This is a genomic window from Ensifer sp. Root127, assembly GCF_001425225.1.
Classification (GTDB): Bacteria; Pseudomonadota; Alphaproteobacteria; order Rhizobiales; family Rhizobiaceae; genus Ensifer; species Ensifer canadensis.
In genome coordinates this window covers 1,270,874-1,292,050 of record NZ_LMDX01000001.1, presented here as the reverse complement: position 1 = coordinate 1,292,050, position 21,177 = coordinate 1,270,874, and the positions used below count along the sequence as shown (strand labels likewise).

Genomic DNA, 21,177 nt, shown 5'->3' with positions numbered 1-21,177 from the left:
CGCTGCTAGACCATTTCCAGGAAAAGTGCGAAGCGGTTTTCCGTCAGGAAATGCGTAAAAACAAAGAGATAGATCATTTGTGCGGTTCCGTCCAAATCGGAAACGACTCTATGAGTCGGGCGCCGGTGCGGGAACGATCGGTTTCGCCGGAGTGGCGCCGCGCGGATTGGTGTCCATGCTGGCGGTGATGCGCAGATCGGCTTTCTGTGTAGAGGCCGGCGGTATCGGTCGTTGATCGAGCGCCGCGCCGATCTCGGCGAGCTTGAAGGCGAAATCGTTGAGCGCTGCGCGTTCGGCCTTGGACGACCCCACCAATCCGGTCGGGTCGTATTTCGTCAGGATCGTTGGATAGTCGGCGGTGCTGTCCGTCGGCGGCGCATTGTAGCGCGCCGAGAGCTTTCTGAGCGATTCCGCCAATGTCGGCAGCATCGTCAACGCTCTACGCCAACGGTGTTCGTTGAAGTCGAAATCGTTAAGAAGAGTCTCGCCGGCCTTTCCGCCGAGTGCGCTGAGATAGGCGACGGTTTCGCGATCCATATCCAGATTGAGCCCACCCTCCTTGTCGTCGTCGAGCCTGACTTCGACGATCCGCTCGCTGTAACCGTGCAGCTGGCTCTGCAGCGTGTCCTGCCAATTGCGCGCCGTGTCGAGGATGGCACCGACAAAGCCGAACAGCCCGTCGACCGGGTAGATGGGCGCGACCTTGCCTTCGGACGTCCTGCGCGGAAGATAGACGCGGCTTGCCCCGTCCGCGTCATCGCCGTGCCGCCGCTGATCATAACTGGCAAGCGAGATGCCGAAGGTCGGTCGCCCAGGCAGAAGGCCGTCAAAAAGGTGAATCGGAAAGTTGCTGGTGATGCCACCGTCGGAAAACAGACAGCGGATGTGCGTAGCGGGATCGCGCCGTGCGCTGCTTTTCAGCGAGTAGTCGTAGCGGTAAAGCGGCACGGCACGGATCAGCCCGGGAAAGCTCAGGCTCATCCGGGCGAGAATGGCCACGGGCAGCTTGTTTGCCGGCGGTAGCTGGTAGAAGTCCTTCGACCCATCGGCCGCGACGATGTCGCGTGGTTTGCTCTCCTTGAGCAGGTACGCCATGATCGAGGACGGAAACAACGCCTCGAACTCCGACTTGCGATAATTATGGACCCGGTCTCCGAATGGCAACTCGTAAGGACGGCGCGAGGAGAGGTCGGTGGTCACGCTTCTAAGCGTGATGTCGTGCGCCTCGAGGTCGCCAATTGTCAACGGCCTGTCCGAACCATCCTGCCGGAGGGGACCGGCTATCGCCTCTATTCTTTCGGAGATCCAGTTGGTGAAAGCCGGGTTCTTCATGCCCGGCTGGGTCAGGCCGCTGCAAAGACCGAAATCGTTGGCCGGCAAGAGCACCGCTACCGCCTGGTAGAATTGATAGAGGATCATCAAGATTGCGCCGGTCAAAGCGGTGACGATGCCGAGCAGTATTGTCGCGGCGCCGGTGCCGAGCACACCTGCAATAAGGATCAAAATGCCGGGTGCAGCGCCAAGCAACGCCGGCAGGGCAAAGACCCGCAGCGTCTCCAAGGCGCAGGCCATGGCCCTGCTGTGCTGGGTGCGAATGGCGGCCATGCCGATGCGAAAGAGGGGGGCCGTGTCGGCAGAGGGCTGAAAGAAGGTTGAAAGGTTTGCCGCCAGCTCGCCAGGCATGCCGTCGATGAGGGCAAAGCCGGCATTCTTCTCTTCCACCGTCGCGCCGGTTTGCCGCCGGTACTCCGCGGCCGCCGTCATCACGGCGGCGATCGCGCCAGCCGAAGTTCCGCCAATGTGCATGAAGCGGTAACGGGTTGCCAGTTCAGTGATGGCGCGCGGGAATACCACGCCGGAGGTGATGCCACCCTTCATGATGAGGTCGCACTCTTCGCTGGGTTTGGCGTAACGGAAAGTCGTATCGTTCATCGCACCCTCCATCTCCGAACAACAACATTAGATTGTGTTGATGTTCGATGCACGCAATTTCGCAGCGGCGGAAGGCTGGCGCCGACGGCAAAGCATGGTAATTTGCCGCCTCTCGAGGAGGATCGCGCATGACCATGACGTCCCTGCTTATGTTTGCCGGCGCCTTGCTGGTTGCGGCCGGCTCGCCCGGCCCGAGCGTCGCCGCCCTTGTGGCCCGCGTGCTTTCGAAGGGCGCGCGCGACGTTCTACCCTTCCTTGTGGCGCTCTGGATCGGCGAGGCCATCTGGCTGTCATTTGCGGTGGCCGGCCTGGCGGCGATTGCCGAAAGCTTCCATCTGCTGTTCGTTGCCATCAAGTGGCTGGGCGTCGCCTACCTGCTCTATCTCGCCTGGAAAATGTGGATGGCCGAACCGGATCTGCCCGGCGACAGCCTGCCGCAGTCGCGCTCACCCTCCAAGCTGTTCTTTGCCGGCCTGACGGTGACGCTCGGCAATCCCAAGGTGATGATGTTCTACGTCGCGTTGCTGCCCTCGATCATCGACCTGCGCTCGGTCACCTTGATCGGCTGGATGGAGCTGGTTGCGACGATGCTGGTGGTTCTGGTCGTGGTCGATTTCGGCTGGGTGACCATGGCCGCCAATGCGCGCAAGCTCCTGAAGAGCAAGCGCGCCGTTCGCCTCGCCAACCGCGCCAGCGCCGGAACCATCGCCGGGGCGGCCGTCGTCATCGCCACCCGTTGAGCCGTGCTTCGATGCGTCCGTGAGTTCCGGCGCAATGGAGGGCGGGAGCCGCGTGATATTCCGGCAAGGCGATTCCGTTTGTCGGCGATATGGGCTAAAAGCGCCGCATGGCAAAGCGAGTCACCGGTCCCGAAATCGAAAAACTGATCCAGCTTCTGGCAAAGGTGCCGGGGCTGGGGCCGCGTTCGGCGCGGCGCGCGGCGCTGCATCTGGTCAAGAAGAAGGACCAGCTGCTTGGGCCCCTGGCGGAAGCCATGGGCGAGGCCCATCGCAAGGTGCGCATCTGCTCGTGCTGCGGCAATGTCGACACGATCGATCCCTGTACGGTCTGCGCGGATGAACGCCGCGACCAGTCGGTGATCATCGTCGTCGAGGATGTCGCCGATCTCTGGGCGCTGGAACGGGCCGCGGCGATGAACGCCGCCTATCACGTGCTCGGCGGCACGCTGTCGCCGCTCGACGGCGTCGGCCCCGACGACCTCAACATCAAGGGGCTGGTGCAGCGCGTTGCCAATGGCGGCGTCCGCGAACTGATCATCGCCGTCAACGCCACGGTCGAGGGCCAGACTACCGCCCACTATATCACCGACCAGCTCGAGGGGATGGAGGTGAAGATCACGCGGCTTGCCCATGGCGTGCCTGTTGGCGGCGAACTCGATTATCTCGACGAGGGCACGCTGGCGGCCGCCCTTCGCGCCCGCACCTCGATCTGACACCTCGAATTGATCGGGGCTTTTGCCCCAACCGCCCGCGATCCAACCGATAGGGAAGCCGGATGCTGAGATTTCTATCACTGTCGACATTGTTGTTCTGCGTTTTCACGGGCTTCGCCCAGGCTGCCTCCAAGGCGGATGTCGAGAACCAGTTTCGCCAGTGGCTGCAGCGCGATCTCTGGCCGGAAGCCGAGAAGTCGGGTGTATCAGCGCGATCGTTCAAGGCCGCATTTGCTGACGTAAAGCTGAACTGGGACCTGCCCGATCTGGCCCCACCCGGCTTCCCCAAGCCGAAGGAGCAGAAGCAGAGCCAGGCGGAGTTTTCCTCGCCCGGCAGCTACTTCTCCGAAAAGCGGCTGCAGGGATTGGCGGCAACGGGGCGAAGCCTTGCTTCGACGCACGCGTCTACCCTGAAGCGGATCGAAAAGACCTATGGGGTTCCGGCATCGGTGGTCGTGGCGATCTGGGGCCGCGAATCCGGCTTCGGACGCGCGAAAATTCCCTATCCGGTCGTCGATGTCCTGGCGACCAAGGCCTTCATGTCGACCCGGCCGGATCTGTTCCGCCGCGAGTTGATCGCGGCCTTGCATATTCTGGACAGCGGCGACGTCGAAGAGGTGTCGATGCGCGGCTCCTGGGCCGGCGCCATGGGTCAGCCGCAGTTCATGCCGTCGAGCTTCCTGCAATATGCCGTCGATTTCGACGGCGACGGCCGCCGCGATATCTGGAACTCTGTTCCCGACAGCTTGGCGTCGATTGCCAACTATCTCGTCAAGAAGGGCTGGCAACGTGGCCGCGACTGGGGCTTCGAAGTGTCGATCCCGGCCGGCGTCTCCTGCGCACAGGAAGGTCCGGATCTTGCCCGGCCGATGTCCGATTGGGCGGCCAAGGGCATCACCCGCATTTCCGGAAAAGCCTTCCCGTCGCATGAGCGTTCGGCGCCGTCGATGATGTTGGTTCCGGCCGGCACTCATGGGCCGGAGTTCATCGTCACGCCGAATTTCTATGTGCTCAAGGAATACAACAACTCGGACCTCTATGCGCTGTTCATTGGCAACCTTGCCGATCGCATCGGCGCGGGTGGCGGTGCCTTCCGCGGCACCTGGGGCGATGTCGGCAACATGCTGCGCTCCGATGTCCTGGCGATGCAGAAGGCGCTGGTTGCCAAGGGCTACGACGTCGGCAAGGCCGATGGTCTGGCCGGCTACAAGACGCGCCGCTCGCTCGGCGACTGGCAGGCCAAGAACGGCCTGGCGCCGACCTGCTTTCCCGACGCCACGTTGAAAGCGAAGCTCCGGTAAGTCTGCTGCTGCCGGCGTGTTTACCCAATCCTAGGCGCGCGCTTCGCCTCAGTGCATGTCGACGTTCACCTGCCGCTTGTAGCGCTCGTAATGCGTCGGAACGATCGTCTGGCGCTCGATCATGCGATGCACCCGCGGTGGCGCTGCGCCGCGATGCAGCGCCGTCAGCTTGTCGCCGACCGAGGCGTCGGCTTGCGTCCGGCGCTGGTTATGGCGCACATATTCCACCCAGGTCGGCACATGGTAGGTTTCCGTCCAGGTGGTCGGAATTTCCAGATCGCGCATCAGCGCCCAATGGCCGGCGCCGTCGCGGATGCGGATGCGCCGCCGTTCGGCCATGGTCTCCAGAAACTCCGGTATGTCGGCATCGTCGATCTCGTAATCGATCATGATGACGATCGGGCCGCTGCGGGGTTTCAGGTCCAGCTCGAGCAGCGGCTCGTTGAAGCGGTTGAGCGGATCGAGGTTGAGCGACTTGAACTCGGGCAGCGGCAGGCGCAGGCCGATGACCGCACCCGCCAGCATCAACAGACAGGAGACAACAAGCGCATTGGTGGCACCATATTGCTCGGCCGTCGTGCCCCAGAGCCAGCTGCCGCCGGCAATGCCGCCGAAGGTCATGGTCTGGTAGAGCGACAGCGCCCGGCCGACCACCCAGCGCGGAGCCGAAAGCTGGACGGTGGTGTTGAACAGCGACAGGGCCAGCACCCAGGATGCGCCGGAGACCAGGAGCACGAGACAGCTGAGCCAGGCATAGGGGCTGAAGGCAATGACGACCGTGCTCACGGCAAAGCCGCCAAAAGCCAGGCGAACGATCGCTTCGCTCGACATCATTTCGCGCAGTCTTGCGCTCAGCAATGCGCCGCCGATCGCGCCGAGACCGAAGGCGCCGAGCATCAGGCCGTAGGTGAGCGGTCCGCCCTGGACGAGATCGCGCGCCACCAGCGGCAGAAGCGCGAGAATGGCGCTTGCCGAAAGGCCGAAGAGGAAACCGCGCACCAGCACCTTGCCGATATTGGGCGACATGACGACATAGCGCAGGCCTGCCGTAATCGCCCGGCCGAGCGTTTCGCGCGGCAGTGGGCTCATGGTCACTTCGCGCCGCCAGCGCATCAGCGCAAAGAGGATGGCGAAGTAGCTGAGCGAGTTGGCGGCAAAGGCCGCCGCTGCACCCGCCGTCGCCACGATCACGCCGCCGATCGCCGGGCCGACGCTGCGGGTGATGTTGAAGCCCATACTGTTCAGCGCCACGGCCGCCGGCAGGTCGTCGCGCGGAACCATGTCGCCGACCGAGGCCTGCCAGGAGGGGTTGTTGAGCGCCGTGCCGCAGCCGATCAGGAAGGTGAAGAGCAGGAGCAGCCACGGCGTAATGATGCCGAAATAGGCGCAGATGGTCAGAAGCGCCGACACCGTCAGCATGAAACACTGCGCCACCAGCATGATCCGCCGCCGGTCGAAATTGTCGGCAAGCGCGCCGGACACCAGCGAGAACATCATGATGGGAAGCGCGGTCGACGCCTGCACCAGCGCAACCATGTTGGCCGACGAGGAAATCGAGGTCATCAGCCAGGCGGCGCCGACCGACTGGATGAGGCCGCCGAAGTTGGAGGCGAGGCTTGCTATCCAGATGGTGCGGAAGATGTCGTGCTTGAAGGGGGCCAGTGGCGAAATACGGGTGGGCACCTCGTCTTCTCTCTCGTGTCTTTTGATTGCGATATCGAAGCGGTTCGTTGCCTGTTATAAACCTCGAAGGCCGAAGTGCCAGCCGCTGAAACTTGCCGTCGCATCGATTGCCTGCCATCCGCCCCGATCTGGCGGCTTCGGCCACCACCGGTCGAACACCTTGCAATTTGCGGCAACGAGGCGTATATGGGCCTCAAATTCTTGATCGGTAGATGAAGAGTGGGCCCGTCAGGACCCGCTCTTTTTTATTAGCCGGTCCCATGAGGAGACATCGTTTGTCCGATCCGACAACGGCTGAAAATGAAATTGAACCCCGCCTGATCACCGAGACCGGTCTTGATCAGCGCATCGCCGACATCATCGAACCGGTGCTGACGCCGATGGGCTATCGCCTGGTACGCGTGCGCATGTCCGGCCAGAACGGCATGACGCTGCAGATCATGGCCGAGCGCAACGACGGCACCATGACCGTCGAAGATTGCGAAGCGATCTCGATGGCCATTTCCCCGGTTCTCGATGTGGAAGATCCGGTCGACAAGGCGTATCATCTGGAAGTGTCGTCGCCCGGCATCGATCGCCCGATGGTGCGCAAGTCCGATTTCTTCCGCTGGCAGGGTCACCTGCTGAAATGCGAGACCTCGGTGCTGGTTGAAGGCCGCAAGCGTTTCCGCGGCAAGATCGTGTCCGTGGATGCGGATGGTTTCCAGATCGAGCGCGATCAGCCTGCTTATGGCGAGGAAGCGACGGTTACCATTCCTTTCACCACGCTTGCGGAGGCGCGGTTGATCCTGACCGACGACCTGATCCGCGACGCCCTGACGGCCGACAAGAAGGCCAAGGCAGCGCGCGCCGCGAACGAGAATTTTGAAGACGAAGATTCACCTATCGACGAATAAAAGCCGGGGCGGTGCTTGAGGCCCCCTGCAACCAGACGGAGACATGAGATGGCAGTCAGTGCTAACCGGCTCGAGCTTCTGCAGATCGCAGATGCAGTGGCACGCGAAAAGGTGATCGACCGCGAGATCGTTCTGGCCGCGATGGCCGATGCGATCCAGAAGGCCGCGCGCTCCCGCTATGGTTCGGAATCCAACATCCGTGCCGACATCAATTCCAAGACCGGCGAAATCCGCCTGCAGCGTCTGCTGGAAGTGGTCGAGAAGGCGGAAGACTATTCCACCCAGATCCCGCTTGAACTGGCCCGCGACCGCAACCCGGACGCCAAGCTCGGCGACTTCATTGCCGACCCGCTGCCGCCGATGGATTTCGGCCGTATCGCTGCCCAGTCGGCCAAGCAGGTCATCGTGCAGAAGGTTCGCGAAGCCGAGCGTGACCGCCAGTTCGACGAATTCAAGGATCGCGTCGGCGAGATCGTCAACGGCACCGTCAAGCGCGTCGAATACGGCAACGTCATCGTCGATCTCGGCCGTGGCGAAGGCATCATCCGTCGCGACGAGATGATCCCGCGCGAAAACATGCGTTACGGCGACCGCGTCCGCGCCTTCGTCTACGACGTTCGCCGCGAACAGCGCGGCCCGCAGATCTTCCTGTCGCGCACGCATCCGCAGTTCATGGTCAAGCTCTTCACCATGGAAGTGCCTGAAATCTACGACGGCATCATCCAGATCAAGTCGGTTGCCCGCGATCCGGGCTCGCGCGCCAAGATCGCCGTGATCTCGAACGACTCGTCGATCGATCCGGTCGGCGCCTGCGTCGGTATGCGCGGTTCGCGCGTTCAGGCCGTCGTCGGCGAACTGCAGGGCGAAAAGATCGATATCATTCCGTGGTCGCAGGATCCGGCATCGTTCATCGTCAACGCGCTGCAGCCGGCGGAAGTCGCCAAGGTCGTTCTCGACGAAGATGCGGAACGCATCGAAGTGGTGGTTCCGGACGAGCAGCTGTCGCTGGCCATCGGCCGCCGCGGCCAGAACGTTCGCCTCGCTTCGCAGCTGACCGGCTGGGATATCGACATCCTCACCGAGCAGGAAGAAAGCGAACGTCGCCAGAAGGAATTCAACGAGCGCACCAACCTGTTCATGGACTCGCTCGACGTCGACGAGATGGTCGGTCAGGTTCTGGCTTCCGAGGGCTTTGCGGCTGTCGAGGAGCTTGCCTATGTCGATCTCGACGAAATTGCCTCGATCGACGGCTTCGACGACGAAACGGCTACCGAAATCCAGACCCGCGCCCGCGAGTACCTGGACAGGCTGGAAGCTGAGATGGATGCCAAGCGCAAGGAACTCGGCGTTGCCGACGAACTGCGCACGATCAATGGCCTGACCAGCCCGATGCTGGTCGCGCTCGGCGAGGAAGGCATCAAGACCATCGAGGACTTTGCCGGTTGCGCCGCTGACGACCTGGTTGGCTGGAGCGAACGCAAGGACGGCGAGACCAAGCGCTTCGAGGGCACGTTCTCGAAGTTCGAAGTTTCGCGTGCCGACGCTGAAGCCATGATCGTTCAGGCTCGCCTTGCTGCCGGCTGGATCACGGAAGACGACCTCGCCGTCGAGCAGGAAGTAGATGAGGCGATCGAGGTTGCCGAAGGCGCGGAACAGGACGCCTGATGGCGACCACCGCATCGACTGACGCTGACGTTCTGCCTTCGGACAACGGTCCGAAGGACAAGAGCGGCAGCACCCGGACTTGCATCGTCACGCGCGAGAGTGGCTCGCCCGACGATCTGATCCGCTTCGTCGCCGGACCCGACGGCCGCATCGTTCCCGATCTGAAGCGTCAGCTTCCGGGGCGCGGCTGCTGGGTCAAGGCGGAGCGGGCGCTGGTCGAAAAGGCCATGGCGAAGAAGCTCTTCGCCCGGGCCTTGAAGGCCGACGTCAAGGTCGATGCGACGCTTGCCGATGACGTGGACAGGCTGCTCGTCGAGCAGCTTGCCGGAATGATGAACATGGCGCGCAAGGCGGCCCAGTTCATCTCCGGCGCGACGAAGACGGAGCAGGCAGTTCGTGGATTGGCGGCACTCGCCGTCTTCCACGCGAGTGATGCGGCAGCCGACGGCGTCCGCAAGATTGACCAGGCCCGCAAGGCGATGAGCTTTGTGGTTGAAGATGAAACGGAAATACCCGCGTTCCGCCCCTTCACGGCGGCGGAAATGGAGGGCCTTTTGGGAAGTAATGCTTTTATCCATGCCGCAACGCTTGCAGGGCAGGCGGGTGAGGGTGTAGTGAAGCGCGCAATCATGCTCGAAAAGTACCGTGGATCCGTCCCGGTCCGGGCCGAAGGCGGCGCTGGCAAGCCACAGCAATGACGCGCGTCACCGGCAAAATCCGGCATCGCGTACATTGTTTGAGACAATTTGGAAGACAGGGTCAGGTGATACGCATCCGGCCCTGATCGCTAGGAACGGAACGGAATGACCGACAACAACGACGACAAGACAGGCGGCGCAGCAGGCAAGAAGACGCTGACCCTGAAGCCCTCCGGGGTTTCGCAGGGGACCGTGCGTCAGGACATGGGCCGTGGCCGCACCAAGGCGGTCGTGGTCGAAACCAAGAAACGCCCCTTCCATCGCCCCAAGGACGAGCGCCCGATCACGCCGGTTGCCGCGGCTCCCGCCGCACGGCCGGCCGAACAGCGTCCGGCTCAGCCGCAGCCTTCGGGCCGCCCGGCCCCGCAGCCACAGCAGCACCAGACGCGCCAGGAAGCCAACCAGGCGAACCGTCCGCGCGTCGGTGTCGTTCTGAACCAGCTTTCCGCCGGTGAGATCGATGCGCGCCGCCGCGCTCTGGCCGAAGCCCAGATCCGCGAAGCTGAAGAAGCGGTCATCCGCGCCGAGAACGAAGCGCGCCGCAAGCGTGAGGAAGAAGCCCGTCTCCTGCAGGAGAAGGAAGACGCCGCACGTCGCGCCGCCGAGGAAGCAGCCCGCCCGGCTGTCGAGCCCGAAGCCAAGGCCGAAGAGGTTGTCGAAGAGCGCCCCGTGGCTGCTCGCGCACCTGCAGCCGGCGAGCGTCGCGTCGACAATCGCCCGCAGGCTGCACGGCCCGCCGCCGCCCCGGCAGCAGGTCTTCCGACGCCGGCACCGGCCGGTGCTCTGCGCGGCCGCAAGGTCGACAACGAAAAGGATGAGGATCGCAGCCCGCGCCCCGGCGCAGGTCCGGTTCGTGGCAAGGTCGTGCGTCCGGAGCCGGCAAAGCCGGTCACGCGCCCGAAGGGTGACGATGGTCGCCGCCAGGGCAAGCTGACGCTGACCACCGCTGCCGACGAGGATGCCGGCCAGCGCGCCCGCTCGCTGTCGGCGATGCGTCGCCGCCAGGAGAAGTTCAAGCGCAGCCAGATGCAGGAGACCCGCGAGAAGATTTCGCGCGAAGTCGTTCTGCCGGAAACCATCACGATTCAGGAACTGTCGCAGCGCATGTCCGAACGCGCCGTCGACGTCATCAAGTACCTGATGAAGGAAGGCCAGATGATGAAGCCCGGCGATCTGATCGATGCCGACCTGGCTGAACTCATCGCCGGCGAATTCGGCCACACCGTCAAGCGTGTTTCCGAGTCCGACGTCGAAGAAGGCATCTTCAACGTTTCCGACATCGAGGAAGAACTGGTCTCGCGTCCGCCGATCGTCACGATCATGGGTCACGTCGACCACGGCAAGACCTCGCTGCTCGACGCCATCCGTCATGCCAACGTGGTTGCCGGCGAAGCGGGTGGCATCACCCAGCACATCGGCGCCTACCAGGTCGAGCAGAACGGTAACAAGATCACCTTCATCGACACACCCGGCCACGCGGCGTTCACCGCCATGCGTGCCCGTGGTGCCCAGGCGACCGACATTGCCATCCTGGTGGTTGCGGCCGACGACAGCGTGATGCCGCAGACGATCGAATCCATCAACCACGCCAAAGCGGCCGGTGTTCCGATCATCGTGGCGATCAACAAGGTCGACAAGCCGGCGGCCAATGCCCAGAAGGTTCGCACCGAACTTCTGCAGCATGAAGTCTTCGTCGAATCCATGGGCGGTGAAGTTCTCGACGTGGAAGTCTCGGCGAAGAACGGCACCAACCTCGACAAGCTGCTCGAAGCGATCCTGCTCCAGGCCGAAATCCTCGACCTCAAGGCCAATCCGAACCGGACAGCCGAAGGTACTGTGGTTGAAGCCGAACTCGACCGTGGCCGCGGCGCCGTCGCAACCGTGCTCGTTCAGAAGGGTACGCTGCGTCCGGGCCAGATCATCGTTGCCGGCGACCAGTGGGGCCGTGTGCGCGCCCTGGTCAACGACAAGGGTGAACACGTCAAGGAAGCCGGTCCGTCGATGCCGGTCGAAGTTCTCGGCCTGTCGGGCACGCCGGCAGCAGGCGACAAGTTCGCCGTCGTCGAAAACGAAAGCCGCGCTCGCGAGATCTCGGAATACCGCCTGCGGCTTGCCCGCGACAAGGCAGTTGCCCGTCAGTCCGGTTCGCGCGGTTCGCTCGAGCAGATGATGACCCAGCTCCAGACCTCCGGTCTCAAGGAGTTCCCGCTCGTCATCAAGGGCGACGTGCAAGGCTCGATCGAAGCGATCGCCGGTGCGCTGGACAAGCTCGGAACCGACGAAGTGCGTGCGCGCATCGTCCATTCGGGTGCTGGCGGTATCACCGAGTCGGATATCTCGCTCGCAGAAGCATCGAACGCCGCCATCATCGGCTTCAACGTTCGTGCCAACAATCAGGCCCGTTCGGCAGCCGAGCGTGGAGGCATCGAAATCCGCTACTACAACATCATCTACGATCTGGTGGATGACGTTAAGGCGGCGATGTCCGGTCTGCTTTCGCCCGAGCGTCGCGAAACCTTCCTCGGCAACGCCGAGATCCTTGAGGTGTTCAACATCACCAAGGTCGGCAAGGTCGCGGGTTGCCGCGTCACCGAAGGCAAGGTCGAGCGCGGCGTCGGCGTCCGTCTGGTTCGCGACAACGTCGTCATCCACGAAGGCAAGCTCAAGACGCTCAAGCGCTTCAAGGACGAAGTCTCGGAAGTCAACGTCGGTCAGGAATGCGGTATGGCGTTCGAGAACTACGAAGACATCCGCGCAGGCGACACGATCGAGTGCTTCCGCGTCGAACACATCACGCGGACGCTGTAAGATCCGTCCGATTAGAAATTGTGCGGGCGCCGGGTTATCCTTCGGCGCTCGCATTTTCTTGAGGTATTGACCAATGACCAGAGCCACATCCTCTGCCCCCTCCCAGCGCATGCTGCGCATCGGTGAACAGGTGCGCGCCGCGATCACGCAGGTTCTACAGCGGGGCGACGTCCGCGATCCCGTGATCGAGAAGACGCTGATCGCGATCTCCGAAGTGCGCATGTCGACCGACCTGAGGATCGCGACCGCCTTTGTGACGCCGCTCGGCGTTCCCAATCATGCTGAGGTCATCGAGGCGCTGAACAAGAACGCCAAGTACATTCGCGGCCGCCTCGGCCCGCATTTGCGCCAGTTGAAGTACATGCCCGAAGTTCGCTTCCGCGACGATACCAGCTTCGACAACTACAAGAAGATCGATGCCCTGCTTCGTTCGCCCGAAGTCAGCCGCGACCTCGATCCGAATACCGACGACGAAGAATAGAAGAGTTCATGTCCAAACCGCGTAAACCCAAGGGCCGTCCGATCTCGGGCTGGCTGATCCTCGACAAGCCGCTCGATTTCGGCTCGACCGAAGCCGTTTCCAAGATCAAGTGGCTGTTCAAGGCGCAGAAGGCCGGCCATGCCGGCACGCTCGATCCACTGGCGTCCGGCATGCTGCCGATCGCTCTTGGCGACGCGACCAAGACCGTCCCCTATGTCATGGATGGCCGCAAGATCTATGAATTTACGGTCGCCTGGGGCGAAGAGCGCTCGACCGACGATCTCGAAGGCCAGGTGACGCATTCTTCGGACGCACGCCCGACCGAAGAGGCGATCCGCGCCCTCTTGCCGAACTATACCGGCGTTATCAGCCAGGTGCCGCCGCAGTTCTCTGCGATCAAGATCGACGGCGAGCGCGCCTACGATCTCGCCCGCGATGGCGAGACCGTCGATATCCCGGCACGCGAAGTCGAGGTGTTCCGCCTGACGCTGCTCGGCGCCGCGCCCAATCTCGCCCAGTTCGAGATCGAATGCGGCAAGGGCACTTATGTTCGCTCGATCGCCCGCGACATGGGCCGCGATCTAGGCTGTTTCGGCCACATCGCTTCGCTGCGGCGCACCTTCGTCGCGCCGTTCGGCGAGGATGACATGGTGCCGCTCGCCGATCTGGTGGCACTCGAAAAGATCGAAGACGAGGACGAGCGGCTGGCAGCCCTCGATGCGTTCGTCATCGAAACCGGCGAGGCGCTGTCCAGCCTGCCGCATATCGCCGTCAGCGACGACCAGGCGCATCGGCTGAAGATGGGCAATCCTATCATCCTGCGTGGCCGAGACGCGCCTCTGGCAACGCCAGAAGCCTATGCGACCACCCGCGGCAAGCTGATCGCCATCGGTGAGATCGCCGAAGGCGAGTTCCGCCCGAAGCGGGTCTTTGCCGTCGGCTGATCGCTTCGATCGCCACATTTGCCTTTGCCGCATCGCTGACGCATGATCCCGCCCAAGGGCTTGGGGCTGCTTCGAAACGGTTCCGTTTCCAGCTCGCAAGCAGGCGCTCGTCGCCTGCTGTCGCCCGTTTCGGCCGCCGTCCGGCGGTCATGGCTGCTGCATGATTTTCCGGATCGGCATTGATTTGGAGCGAGGATTATGACGCAGTTTTAAGGTGTTGCGGTGGCCTTCGCGCGCTACATTCGACGCGCGACGCTGTGGTTGAAAGGCGGTGCATTTGGCGCAGGTTTCGCAAGAGGGAAGGGAGACTGCCGTGGGTCGCCTGGCGACAGCTCTCGATTTCGTTCGTCACCGCATGACGCGGCCTTTCCGTTTCTACCTGACTTCGCTGCTGCTGATCGCGATCGTTCCCGCGTTCATCTTTTCGCTCGTGGTGCTGAAGCGCAGCGTCGACGCACAGGAGCAGGTCATCACCGCGCTGCTGCAGGCCTCGACCGGATCGGTGACGCGCATCGTCGAGCGCGATGTCGAGGGAATGCTGACGACGCTGAAGGTGCTGTCGACCGCACCGGCGATGGAGGGCGGCGACATGGAGGCCTTCTATCGCAGGGCCTCGACGGCGCTCGCCGATACCGATTCCTATCTGATCGTCATCGACCGCAAGCACAATCAGCTCATGAACACCCGGGTGCCCTTTGGCACGCCGCTCGCCAAGGCCTCCGATCCCGCCTCCGTCGAGCGGGCCTTCACCAACAATGGTGCGCCGCTGGTCTCGAACGTCTTCTTCGGCCAGACGGCCGAAAAGTGGGTCTTCAACGTTTATTTGCCGGCGAAGCTTCCAACCGGCGAGGAATACCTGCTCGCTCTGACGCAGAACGCCGAGAGCATGGCCAAGGCCGTGAACCGCGAAACGCTGTCGCCCGGCTGGAACGCCGCTCTGGTCGACGGCAACGGCAAGGTCATCATTTCCTCCGACACCGGGGTCAAGGCGGGTGAACCGTTCTTCCTCGACAAGGTGCCGGCGATCAGCATCGGCGTGCGCAACATCACCGAAAACGGTACCGCCTATCGGGTGGCAACGGAGTTCTCCGTCGTGACCGGCTGGCGGATCATCGCCTGGGCGCCGCGCACCACGGTCGATGCGCCGGCCACCTGGTCCTTCCTGTGGCTGTCGCTTGGCGGCATCATCTTTGCCGGCATTGCCATTGCGGGATCGCTGGCGATCGCAAGGCTTCTGTCGCAAGGGGTGAAACTGGTCGCGCTCGACGCACGCCGCCTCGGCGCCGGCGAGCGCATCGAGCCGCGCCCGCATATGATCGCCGAAGTCGAGACCGTATCCGCAGCCCTTGCCAAGGCCGCGGCGTCGCGCACCAAGGCCGAGGGCGAGATCCGCTTCCTGATGCGCGAGGTTGCCCACCGCTCGAAGAACCAGCTGACGGTGATCCAGTCGATGCTGAATCAGTCGGTGCATTCGGCCGAAAGCGTCGCCGACTTCGCGGACTCCTTCCGCAAGCGCATCGCCGGCCTTGCTCGCTCGACAGATCTGATGATTGCCAACGCCGCCCAGGGCGTCGATTTCCGCGAGCTTGCCCAGAACCAGCTGCAGCCGTTCACCCCGGATGATCCCAAGCGTGTGGTCCTGTCGGGCCCGCCCCTAAGGCTCGACACGGAGAGCGCACAAACGCTCGGCATGGCGCTGCATGAACTGGCCACGAACGCCACGAAGTATGGTGCGCTTGCCAATACCACCGGTGTCGTCAAGCTCAGCTGGTCGCTGTCCGACGAGGGCATCGCCGTTCGTTGGCGCGAGGAGGGGGCCGACATCGAGGCGCAGACGAACCCGACCCGCAAGGGCTTTGGAACGCTGGTGCTGGAGCGTATGCTCGGCATGGCGCTGAAGGCCGAATTAGAACGGATCATGCATCCCGACGGCATCGAGTGGCGGATCAACATCCCGCGGAATGCCAAGGGTGGCGAAGGGGACGACGCGGAGCCTTGAGACGCATTCGGTTTTGAACGGTTGGTTTTGAAAAGGGGCAGGAATGCGGGGCTGGACAGGTCGCATCGGCATTCTCTCAGTCGTGTTGAGCCTGATGGCTGCGGCACCCGCCGCCGGCCAGGATGTGGCCTGTGTCGTCTCAGACCCGACCGGCACGCCGCTTACTGCATAATTCCTTAAATCGGATCCGATTTAAGGATAAAATTATGCAGCAGGTCTAAAGCGTTACAGCGTCCTTTGCGCGTCATATTTGACGCGCGGCGCCGTAATGTCCGCACGGAACCGAACGGCCGGATCGTCATGACATTGGCCAATGGCAGCAAGGTTCGCCGGGTCGGCGAACGCCGGCATGCCGGCAGGGGCTGGGCGCTGGTTTCGAGCGTTGCCGGCGAACTCGGATGGGTGTTTGCCGCCTATCTCGACTGTGTCCCGGTTGATGGCGACCAGCTGAAGTCGGCGCCGATGCGCCCGCGACCGTCAGGCAATTGAGAGGCGGCCGGCCATCGCTGAAGAGCCATTTTCATGACCCTTTCCTTTTTCATCCAATTCGGTTATAGGCACGCCAGCAAAAGGCGCATGCCCGTTGCATTCACGGCCGCAGCTGGACGACATCCCGGCTGAAGGCGTCCCTAAATCCTCGAAATCGAAAGGATCATCCGATGTCGATTGCTGCAGAGCGTAAGGCTCAGCTCATCAAGGAATATGCAACCGTTGAAGGCGACACCGGTTCTCCGGAAGTCCAGGTAGCTATCCTGACGGAACGGATCAACAACCTGACCGAACACTTCAAGGGCCACAAGAAGGATAACCATTCCCGCCGTGGTCTTCTCGCGATGGTTTCCAGCCGTCGTTCGCTCCTCGACTATCTGAAAAAGAAAGACGAAGCGCGCTACACCAAGCTGATTGGTGCCCTCGGCATCCGTCGCTAAGCGACTTGCCCGGCGGATCGCATGCGGTCCGCCGGCCTTTTTTATTATGGAGCGCAGAGCGCTCAGGAAATGAACTCTCCGCAAGCGCACTAGGCGCACACAAGGAGAGGTATCCAGCGGGCCGGATGGGCCGGATCCGCGGATCAACCGATGGCCCGTCATGGGGCAGGATTGCAGGATGCTTCGGCGCCTGCTTGCAGAACCCGCTGCAGAGCAGCCAGGTCTTGCAAAGCGGAAAGCGGCCGGTCTCTTTTGAAGCCTCCCGTTGTCTTGCCCGTGATGCGCCATACCAGGCGGTTTTTCGACCACCCGCGCTGCAACAGCCGCGGAAAGGTCTGCCGCACACGAAGGACAGAACATGTTCGATACCCATAAGGTTGAAATCGAATGGGCTGGGCGTCCGCTCAAGCTCGAAACCGGCAAGGTCGCCCGTCAGGCTGACGGCGCCGTTCTCGCCACCTACGGCGAAACCGTCGTTCTCGCCACCGTCGTTTCGGCCAAGTCGCCGAAGCCGGGCCAGGACTTCTTCCCGCTGACCGTCAACTACCAGGAAAAGACCTACGCCGCCGGCAAAATCCCGGGCGGCTACTTCAAGCGCGAAGGTCGTCCGAGCGAGAACGAAACGCTGGTTTCGCGTCTGATCGACCGCCCGATCCGCCCGCTTTTCCCCGATGGCTACAAGAACGACACCCAGGTCATCGTCACGGTCATGCAGCATGACCTCGAAAACAATCCCGACATCCTGTCGATGGTTGCAGCTTCCGCTGCGCTGACGCTGTCCGGCATCCCGTTCATGGGCCCGATCGGCGGCGCGCGCGTCGGCTACATCAACGGCCAGTACGTTCTTAACCCGCATCTCGATGAGATGGACGAGTCGACCCTCGACCTCGTCGTCGCCGGCACGCAGGAAGCCGTGCTGATGGTCGAGTCGGAAGCCAAGGAACTGGCCGAAGACATCATGCTCGGCGCCGTCGTATTCGGCCAGAAGGGTTTCCAGCCGGTCATCGACGCCATCATCAAGCTCGCTGAAGTTGCCGCCAAGGAGCCGCGCGAATTCGAACCGGAAGATCATTCCGCTCTCGAAAACGCCATGCTTTCGCTTGCCGAAGACGAACTGCGCAATGCCTACAAGATCACCGAGAAGGTTGCTCGCTACGTTGCCGTCGACGCTGTCAAGGCGAAGGTAAAGGCGCACTTCCTGCCGGAAGGCATCGAGCCGGCGCATACGCCTGAGGTTATCGGCGCTGTCTTCAAGCACCTGCAGGCCAAGATCGTTCGTTGGAACATCCTCGACACCAAGAGCCGCATCGACGGCCGCGATCTCGAAACCGTACGTCCGATCGTCTCGGAAGTCGGTCTTCTGCCGCGTACCCACGGTTCGGCGCTCTTCACCCGCGGTGAAACCCAAGCGATCGTCGTTGCCACGCTCGGCACCGGCGAAGACGAACAGTACGTTGACAGCCTGACCGGCATGTACAAAGAACGCTTCATGCTGCACTACAACTTCCCGCCCTTCTCGGTCGGTGAAACCGGTCGCATGGGCTCCCCGGGCCGCCGCGAAATCGGTCACGGCAAGCTTGCCTGGCGCGCTATCCGCCCGATGCTGCCGGAAGCCGAGCAGTTCCCCTACACGCTGCGCGTCGTTTCCGAGATCACCGAATCCAATGGCTCGTCGTCGATGGCGACGGTCTGCGGCACCTCGCTCGCTCTCATGGATGCAGGCGTTCCTCTGGCAAAGCCGGTTGCCGGTATCGCCATGGGCCTGATCAAGGAAGATGAGCGCTTCGCCGTTCTCTCCGACATCCTCGGCGACGAAGATCACCTCGGCGACATGGACTTCAAGGTTGCAGGCACCGACGCCGGCATTACCTCGCTCCAGATGGACATCAAGATCGAGGGCATCACCGAAGAGATCATGGGCATTGCGCTCAACCAGGCCAAGGGCGGCCGTCTCCACATCCTCGGCGAAATGGCCAAGGCCATCTCCGAAAGCCGCGGCCAGCTCGGCGAATTCGCACCGCGCATCGAAGTGATGAACATCCCGGTCGACAAGATCCGTGAAGTCATCGGCTCCGGCGGCAAGGTCATCCGCGAAATCGTCGAAAAGACCGGCGCCAAGATCAACATCGAAGACGACGGCACCGTGAAGATCGCTTCTTCTTCGGGCAAGGAAATCGAAGCGGCCCGCAAGTGGATCCACTCGATCGTTGCCGAGCCGGAAGTCGGCCAGGTCTACGAAGGCACCGTTGTCAAGACCGCCGACTTCGGCGCCTTCGTCAACTTCTTCGGCGCCCGTGACGGCCTCGTCCATATCTCGCAGCTTGCCTCGGAGCGCGTTGCCAAGACCACCGACGTCGTCAAGGAAGGCGACAAGGTCTGGGTCAAGTTGATGGGCTTCGACGAGCGCGGCAAGGTTCGCCTTTCCATGAAGGTCGTCGACCAGGCGACCGGCAAGGAAGTTGCTGCAGAAAAGAAGGGTGACGGCGAAGCCGCTGAATAAGCGGTCTCTACCCGAACGCATTCGGGGCGCGGAGCGGATCGCTCCGCGCCCTTTTCTTGTACTGATATCGACGGAAGAAACCGATGAGCCGAGACGCATTGAAGACCCTGTTCCACCCGTTCGAAACCGGGGTTATCGACCCGCCGGGCGAGGGCGAGCGTGTGCTCTTCCTCGGTGCTGAGGCGGGCTACAGGCTGCCCGAGGGCTTCGGGGCGTCGATCGCTTCCGTCCAGCCGCTAAGGCCGCTGTATCGCGCCCTTGAGGCCGAGCGCGCCGACGTGGCGCCTGTGGTCACCGGTGAGGACTACGACGTCGCGCTGATCCTGTGCGGCAAGCACAAGGGTGAAAACGAGGACCGCATCGCCGAGGCGCTGAAGCGCACGCGCGACGGCGCGCTCATCGTCGTTGCCGGCGGCAAGGAAGATGGCATCCAGTCGCTGAAGAAGCGCATCGCCAAGTTCGAATGGGATGGCGATCACCTGCCGAAATATCACGGCGTCGCCTTCTGGTTCACCCGACCGGAAGACGTCACCGACGCTGTTCAGAAACTTGCCAAGGTGCCGGTCCGGGTCGACGGCCTGTTCGCAGCTTCTCCGGGCATGTTCTCGCACGATCGCATCGATGCCGGCTCCGAACTGCTGGCCTCGCGCCTGCCGCGCGACTTCAACGGCCATGCCGCCGATTTCGGCGCCGGCTGGGGCTATCTCGCGGTCAAGCTCGCCGAAGCGTCGCCCGGCACGAAGGGCATCGACCTCTTCGAGGCCGACCACGATGCGCTGGAGGCGGCCCGCGTCAACATGCCGGCAAACGCTCCGCGCATGCCGGCGCGCTTCTACTGGTTCGACCTGACGAGCGAAGAGCCGCGCGACAAATACGATCTCATCGTCATGAACCCGCCGTTCCACGAAGGCCATGCCGCCGAACCGGCGCTGGGCGTGGCGATCATCAAGGCGGCGCACAAGGCGCTGAAGCAGGGCGGCAAGGTCATGCTGGTCGCCAATCGCGGCCTGCAGTATGAGCAGGTGCTCGCCGAGACCTTCAAGGAATATGGCGAGACCTGCCGCAACGCACGCTTCAAGGTTCTCTGGGGCAAGCGCTGAGCCGCAATCGAAGTCAAGCAAGGAGCCGGGTTCGTCGCCCGGCTCTTTCGTTTTTGGGTGTGCGCCTCATCCGTCGGCGTGAAGGCAAAAGATTGCCTGTTGCCATCATCCTTGATCGGGCTCACCATGCTCGCTGCCGATGTGTCTCGTCGAAGGATGGGTGCCATGACGTGGGGAGTGAACAGGCCGCCTTTGACCGAGGATGCGGCCGAAGCCATCGCCAAGGATATAAAGCACGCCGAGGGGCACGGAGCCACCTCGGAAGTGCCCCTGTCGTTCCTGAAGAGCCTCTACCGTCTGCCGCTGGATCCGGCGCGGCGCACGCATACCGGCCTGGTCGTGCTGGCGATCATCGTCGTCCTGCTTGTCCTGTTTCTCTGGCCTTGAACCTTTCGGTCCATGACGACGCCCGCAGCCAGTGACGTCGGCGTTGACGCGATCGCCAGCGGAAAAAACCTCTCTTTTCTCACGCTTGTCTCGGAAGGGGCGTCGATACAAGGCGCCCCAGCGGCGCTTTTGAACGGCATTGCCGGTTACGCCCCCTGGAGCGGCTGTGGCGTCGCAAACGTCGGCTATCGAGACAGCCCCGTCGTCCGGAATGGCCCAGCGATCCACGATGTGAGTGCTGTTGCCCTCCGTTTTCGTGTCGTGCTATCGTTGGTGTTATTCCATGACAACGCAACCAGAATTGTCGCCTGACATTTGTTTCGACAGTCACATTTGCCGCATGGATTTTGCGGACTAGACATTTTCTTCAGCTCGGCGCCGGGCGGGGCTGCGAGACTGGA

At 62.7% G+C, this 21,177-nt stretch carries 19 protein-coding genes; 17 read left to right on the top strand and 2 right to left on the bottom strand.

Annotation, left to right across the window (positions count from 1 at the left end; genetic code table 11):
* Nucleotides 1–108: 108 nt before the first annotated feature.
* Nucleotides 109–1,932 (bottom strand): patatin-like phospholipase family protein, encoded by a 1,824-nt coding sequence (locus tag ASD03_RS06155; RefSeq protein WP_025425481.1) that lies wholly within the window; start codon nt 1,930–1,932, stop codon nt 109–111.
* 128 nt (nt 1,933–2,060) lie between these two features.
* Here ASD03_RS06155 and ASD03_RS06150 point away from each other — a divergent pair, with 128 nt between their 5' ends.
* The 3 genes from ASD03_RS06150 (at nt 2,061) to ASD03_RS06140 (ending at nt 4,686) form a co-directional block, all read left to right on the top strand.
* Nucleotides 2,061–2,672 carry a LysE family translocator gene (locus ASD03_RS06150; protein WP_025425482.1) on the top strand — a complete coding sequence of 204 codons (612 nt, stop codon included), beginning with the start codon at nt 2,061–2,063 and terminating at the stop codon, nt 2,670–2,672.
* Nucleotides 2,673–2,779: 107 nt separating this feature from the next.
* The gene (gene recR, locus ASD03_RS06145) at nt 2,780–3,385 is read left to right on the top strand and encodes a recombination mediator RecR (protein WP_025425483.1); all 606 of its coding nucleotides are present in this window, start codon (nt 2,780–2,782) and stop codon (nt 3,383–3,385) included.
* A 62-nt stretch (nt 3,386–3,447) separates the two neighbouring features.
* Nucleotides 3,448–4,686, top strand: coding sequence for a lytic murein transglycosylase (locus ASD03_RS06140; RefSeq protein ID WP_025425484.1), 1,239 nt, complete (start codon nt 3,448–3,450; stop codon nt 4,684–4,686).
* Between the two features lie 48 nt (nt 4,687–4,734).
* Here the strand turns inward: ASD03_RS06140 and ASD03_RS06135 are convergent, their stop codons facing one another.
* The gene (locus tag ASD03_RS06135) at nt 4,735–6,369 is read right to left on the bottom strand and encodes an MFS transporter (RefSeq protein WP_038575795.1); all 1,635 of its coding nucleotides are present in this window, start codon (nt 6,367–6,369) and stop codon (nt 4,735–4,737) included.
* Between the two features lie 260 nt (nt 6,370–6,629).
* Between ASD03_RS06135 and rimP the strand changes: the two genes are divergently transcribed.
* From rimP to ASD03_RS06070, 14 genes are all read left to right on the top strand, one after another.
* Nucleotides 6,630–7,265, top strand: coding sequence for a ribosome maturation factor RimP (gene rimP / locus ASD03_RS06130; protein WP_081788827.1), 636 nt, complete (start codon nt 6,630–6,632; stop codon nt 7,263–7,265).
* Nucleotides 7,266–7,313: 48 nt separating this feature from the next.
* Nucleotides 7,314–8,930: a transcription termination factor NusA gene (nusA, locus tag ASD03_RS06125; protein WP_025425487.1), complete on the top strand. Its 1,617-nt coding sequence runs from the start codon at nt 7,314–7,316 to the stop codon at nt 8,928–8,930.
* Nucleotides 8,930–9,628, top strand: coding sequence for an RNA-binding protein (locus tag ASD03_RS06120; protein WP_025425488.1), 699 nt, complete (start codon nt 8,930–8,932; stop codon nt 9,626–9,628). Before nusA ends, ASD03_RS06120 begins: the two co-directional genes overlap by 1 nt.
* Before the next feature lie 105 nt (nt 9,629–9,733).
* Nucleotides 9,734–12,436: a translation initiation factor IF-2 gene (gene infB, locus ASD03_RS06115; protein WP_025425489.1), complete on the top strand. Its 2,703-nt coding sequence runs from the start codon at nt 9,734–9,736 to the stop codon at nt 12,434–12,436.
* A 73-nt stretch (nt 12,437–12,509) separates the two neighbouring features.
* Nucleotides 12,510–12,917, top strand: a complete 408-nt coding sequence (rbfA, locus tag ASD03_RS06110; protein WP_025425490.1) for a 30S ribosome-binding factor RbfA — start codon at nt 12,510–12,512, stop codon at nt 12,915–12,917.
* Between the two features lie 8 nt (nt 12,918–12,925).
* The gene (gene truB / locus ASD03_RS06105) at nt 12,926–13,861 is read left to right on the top strand and encodes a tRNA pseudouridine(55) synthase TruB (protein ID WP_025425491.1); all 936 of its coding nucleotides are present in this window, start codon (nt 12,926–12,928) and stop codon (nt 13,859–13,861) included.
* 277 nt (nt 13,862–14,138) lie between these two features.
* Nucleotides 14,139–15,860, top strand: coding sequence for a sensor histidine kinase (locus ASD03_RS06100; protein ID WP_025425492.1), 1,722 nt, complete (start codon nt 14,139–14,141; stop codon nt 15,858–15,860).
* A 43-nt stretch (nt 15,861–15,903) separates the two neighbouring features.
* The gene (locus ASD03_RS41065) at nt 15,904–16,032 is read left to right on the top strand and encodes a hypothetical protein (protein ID WP_255569776.1); all 129 of its coding nucleotides are present in this window, start codon (nt 15,904–15,906) and stop codon (nt 16,030–16,032) included.
* A gap of 65 nt (nt 16,033–16,097) precedes the next feature.
* Nucleotides 16,098–16,349: an SH3 domain-containing protein gene (locus ASD03_RS06095; RefSeq protein WP_025425493.1), complete on the top strand. Its 252-nt coding sequence runs from the start codon at nt 16,098–16,100 to the stop codon at nt 16,347–16,349.
* A 170-nt stretch (nt 16,350–16,519) separates the two neighbouring features.
* Entirely contained in the window at nt 16,520–16,789 is a 270-nt protein-coding gene (gene rpsO / locus ASD03_RS06090) for a 30S ribosomal protein S15 (RefSeq protein ID WP_025425494.1), read from the top strand.
* Nucleotides 16,790–17,147: 358 nt separating this feature from the next.
* Entirely contained in the window at nt 17,148–19,289 is a 2,142-nt protein-coding gene (gene pnp / locus ASD03_RS06085) for a polyribonucleotide nucleotidyltransferase (protein WP_025425495.1), read from the top strand.
* Between the two features lie 83 nt (nt 19,290–19,372).
* Nucleotides 19,373–20,389 (top strand): class I SAM-dependent methyltransferase, encoded by a 1,017-nt coding sequence (locus ASD03_RS06080; protein ID WP_025425496.1) that lies wholly within the window; start codon nt 19,373–19,375, stop codon nt 20,387–20,389.
* A 165-nt stretch (nt 20,390–20,554) separates the two neighbouring features.
* Nucleotides 20,555–20,776: a hypothetical protein gene (locus ASD03_RS06075; protein ID WP_038575800.1), complete on the top strand. Its 222-nt coding sequence runs from the start codon at nt 20,555–20,557 to the stop codon at nt 20,774–20,776.
* 12 nt (nt 20,777–20,788) lie between these two features.
* The gene (locus tag ASD03_RS06070) at nt 20,789–21,088 is read left to right on the top strand and encodes a hypothetical protein (protein ID WP_025425498.1); all 300 of its coding nucleotides are present in this window, start codon (nt 20,789–20,791) and stop codon (nt 21,086–21,088) included.
* The last annotated feature ends 89 nt before the right edge of the window (nt 21,089–21,177 follow it).

Coding starts and splice junctions, on each gene's coding strand:
- ASD03_RS06155 (WP_025425481.1), bottom strand. CDS start 1,932: ATGAACGATACGACTTTCCGTTACGCCAAACCCAGCGAAGAGTGCGAC.
- ASD03_RS06150 (WP_025425482.1), top strand. CDS start 2,061: ATGACCATGACGTCCCTGCTTATGTTTGCCGGCGCCTTGCTGGTTGCG.
- recR (WP_025425483.1), top strand. CDS start 2,780: ATGGCAAAGCGAGTCACCGGTCCCGAAATCGAAAAACTGATCCAGCTT.
- ASD03_RS06140 (WP_025425484.1), top strand. CDS start 3,448: ATGCTGAGATTTCTATCACTGTCGACATTGTTGTTCTGCGTTTTCACG.
- rimP (WP_081788827.1), top strand. CDS start 6,630: ATGAGGAGACATCGTTTGTCCGATCCGACAACGGCTGAAAATGAAATT.
- nusA (WP_025425487.1), top strand. CDS start 7,314: ATGGCAGTCAGTGCTAACCGGCTCGAGCTTCTGCAGATCGCAGATGCA.
- ASD03_RS06120 (WP_025425488.1), top strand. CDS start 8,930: ATGGCGACCACCGCATCGACTGACGCTGACGTTCTGCCTTCGGACAAC.
- infB (WP_025425489.1), top strand. CDS start 9,734: ATGACCGACAACAACGACGACAAGACAGGCGGCGCAGCAGGCAAGAAG.
- rbfA (WP_025425490.1), top strand. CDS start 12,510: ATGACCAGAGCCACATCCTCTGCCCCCTCCCAGCGCATGCTGCGCATC.
- truB (WP_025425491.1), top strand. CDS start 12,926: ATGTCCAAACCGCGTAAACCCAAGGGCCGTCCGATCTCGGGCTGGCTG.
- ASD03_RS41065 (WP_255569776.1), top strand. CDS start 15,904: ATGCGGGGCTGGACAGGTCGCATCGGCATTCTCTCAGTCGTGTTGAGC.
- rpsO (WP_025425494.1), top strand. CDS start 16,520: ATGTCGATTGCTGCAGAGCGTAAGGCTCAGCTCATCAAGGAATATGCA.
- pnp (WP_025425495.1), top strand. CDS start 17,148: ATGTTCGATACCCATAAGGTTGAAATCGAATGGGCTGGGCGTCCGCTC.
- ASD03_RS06080 (WP_025425496.1), top strand. CDS start 19,373: ATGAGCCGAGACGCATTGAAGACCCTGTTCCACCCGTTCGAAACCGGG.
- ASD03_RS06075 (WP_038575800.1), top strand. CDS start 20,555: ATGACGTGGGGAGTGAACAGGCCGCCTTTGACCGAGGATGCGGCCGAA.
- ASD03_RS06070 (WP_025425498.1), top strand. CDS start 20,789: ATGACGACGCCCGCAGCCAGTGACGTCGGCGTTGACGCGATCGCCAGC.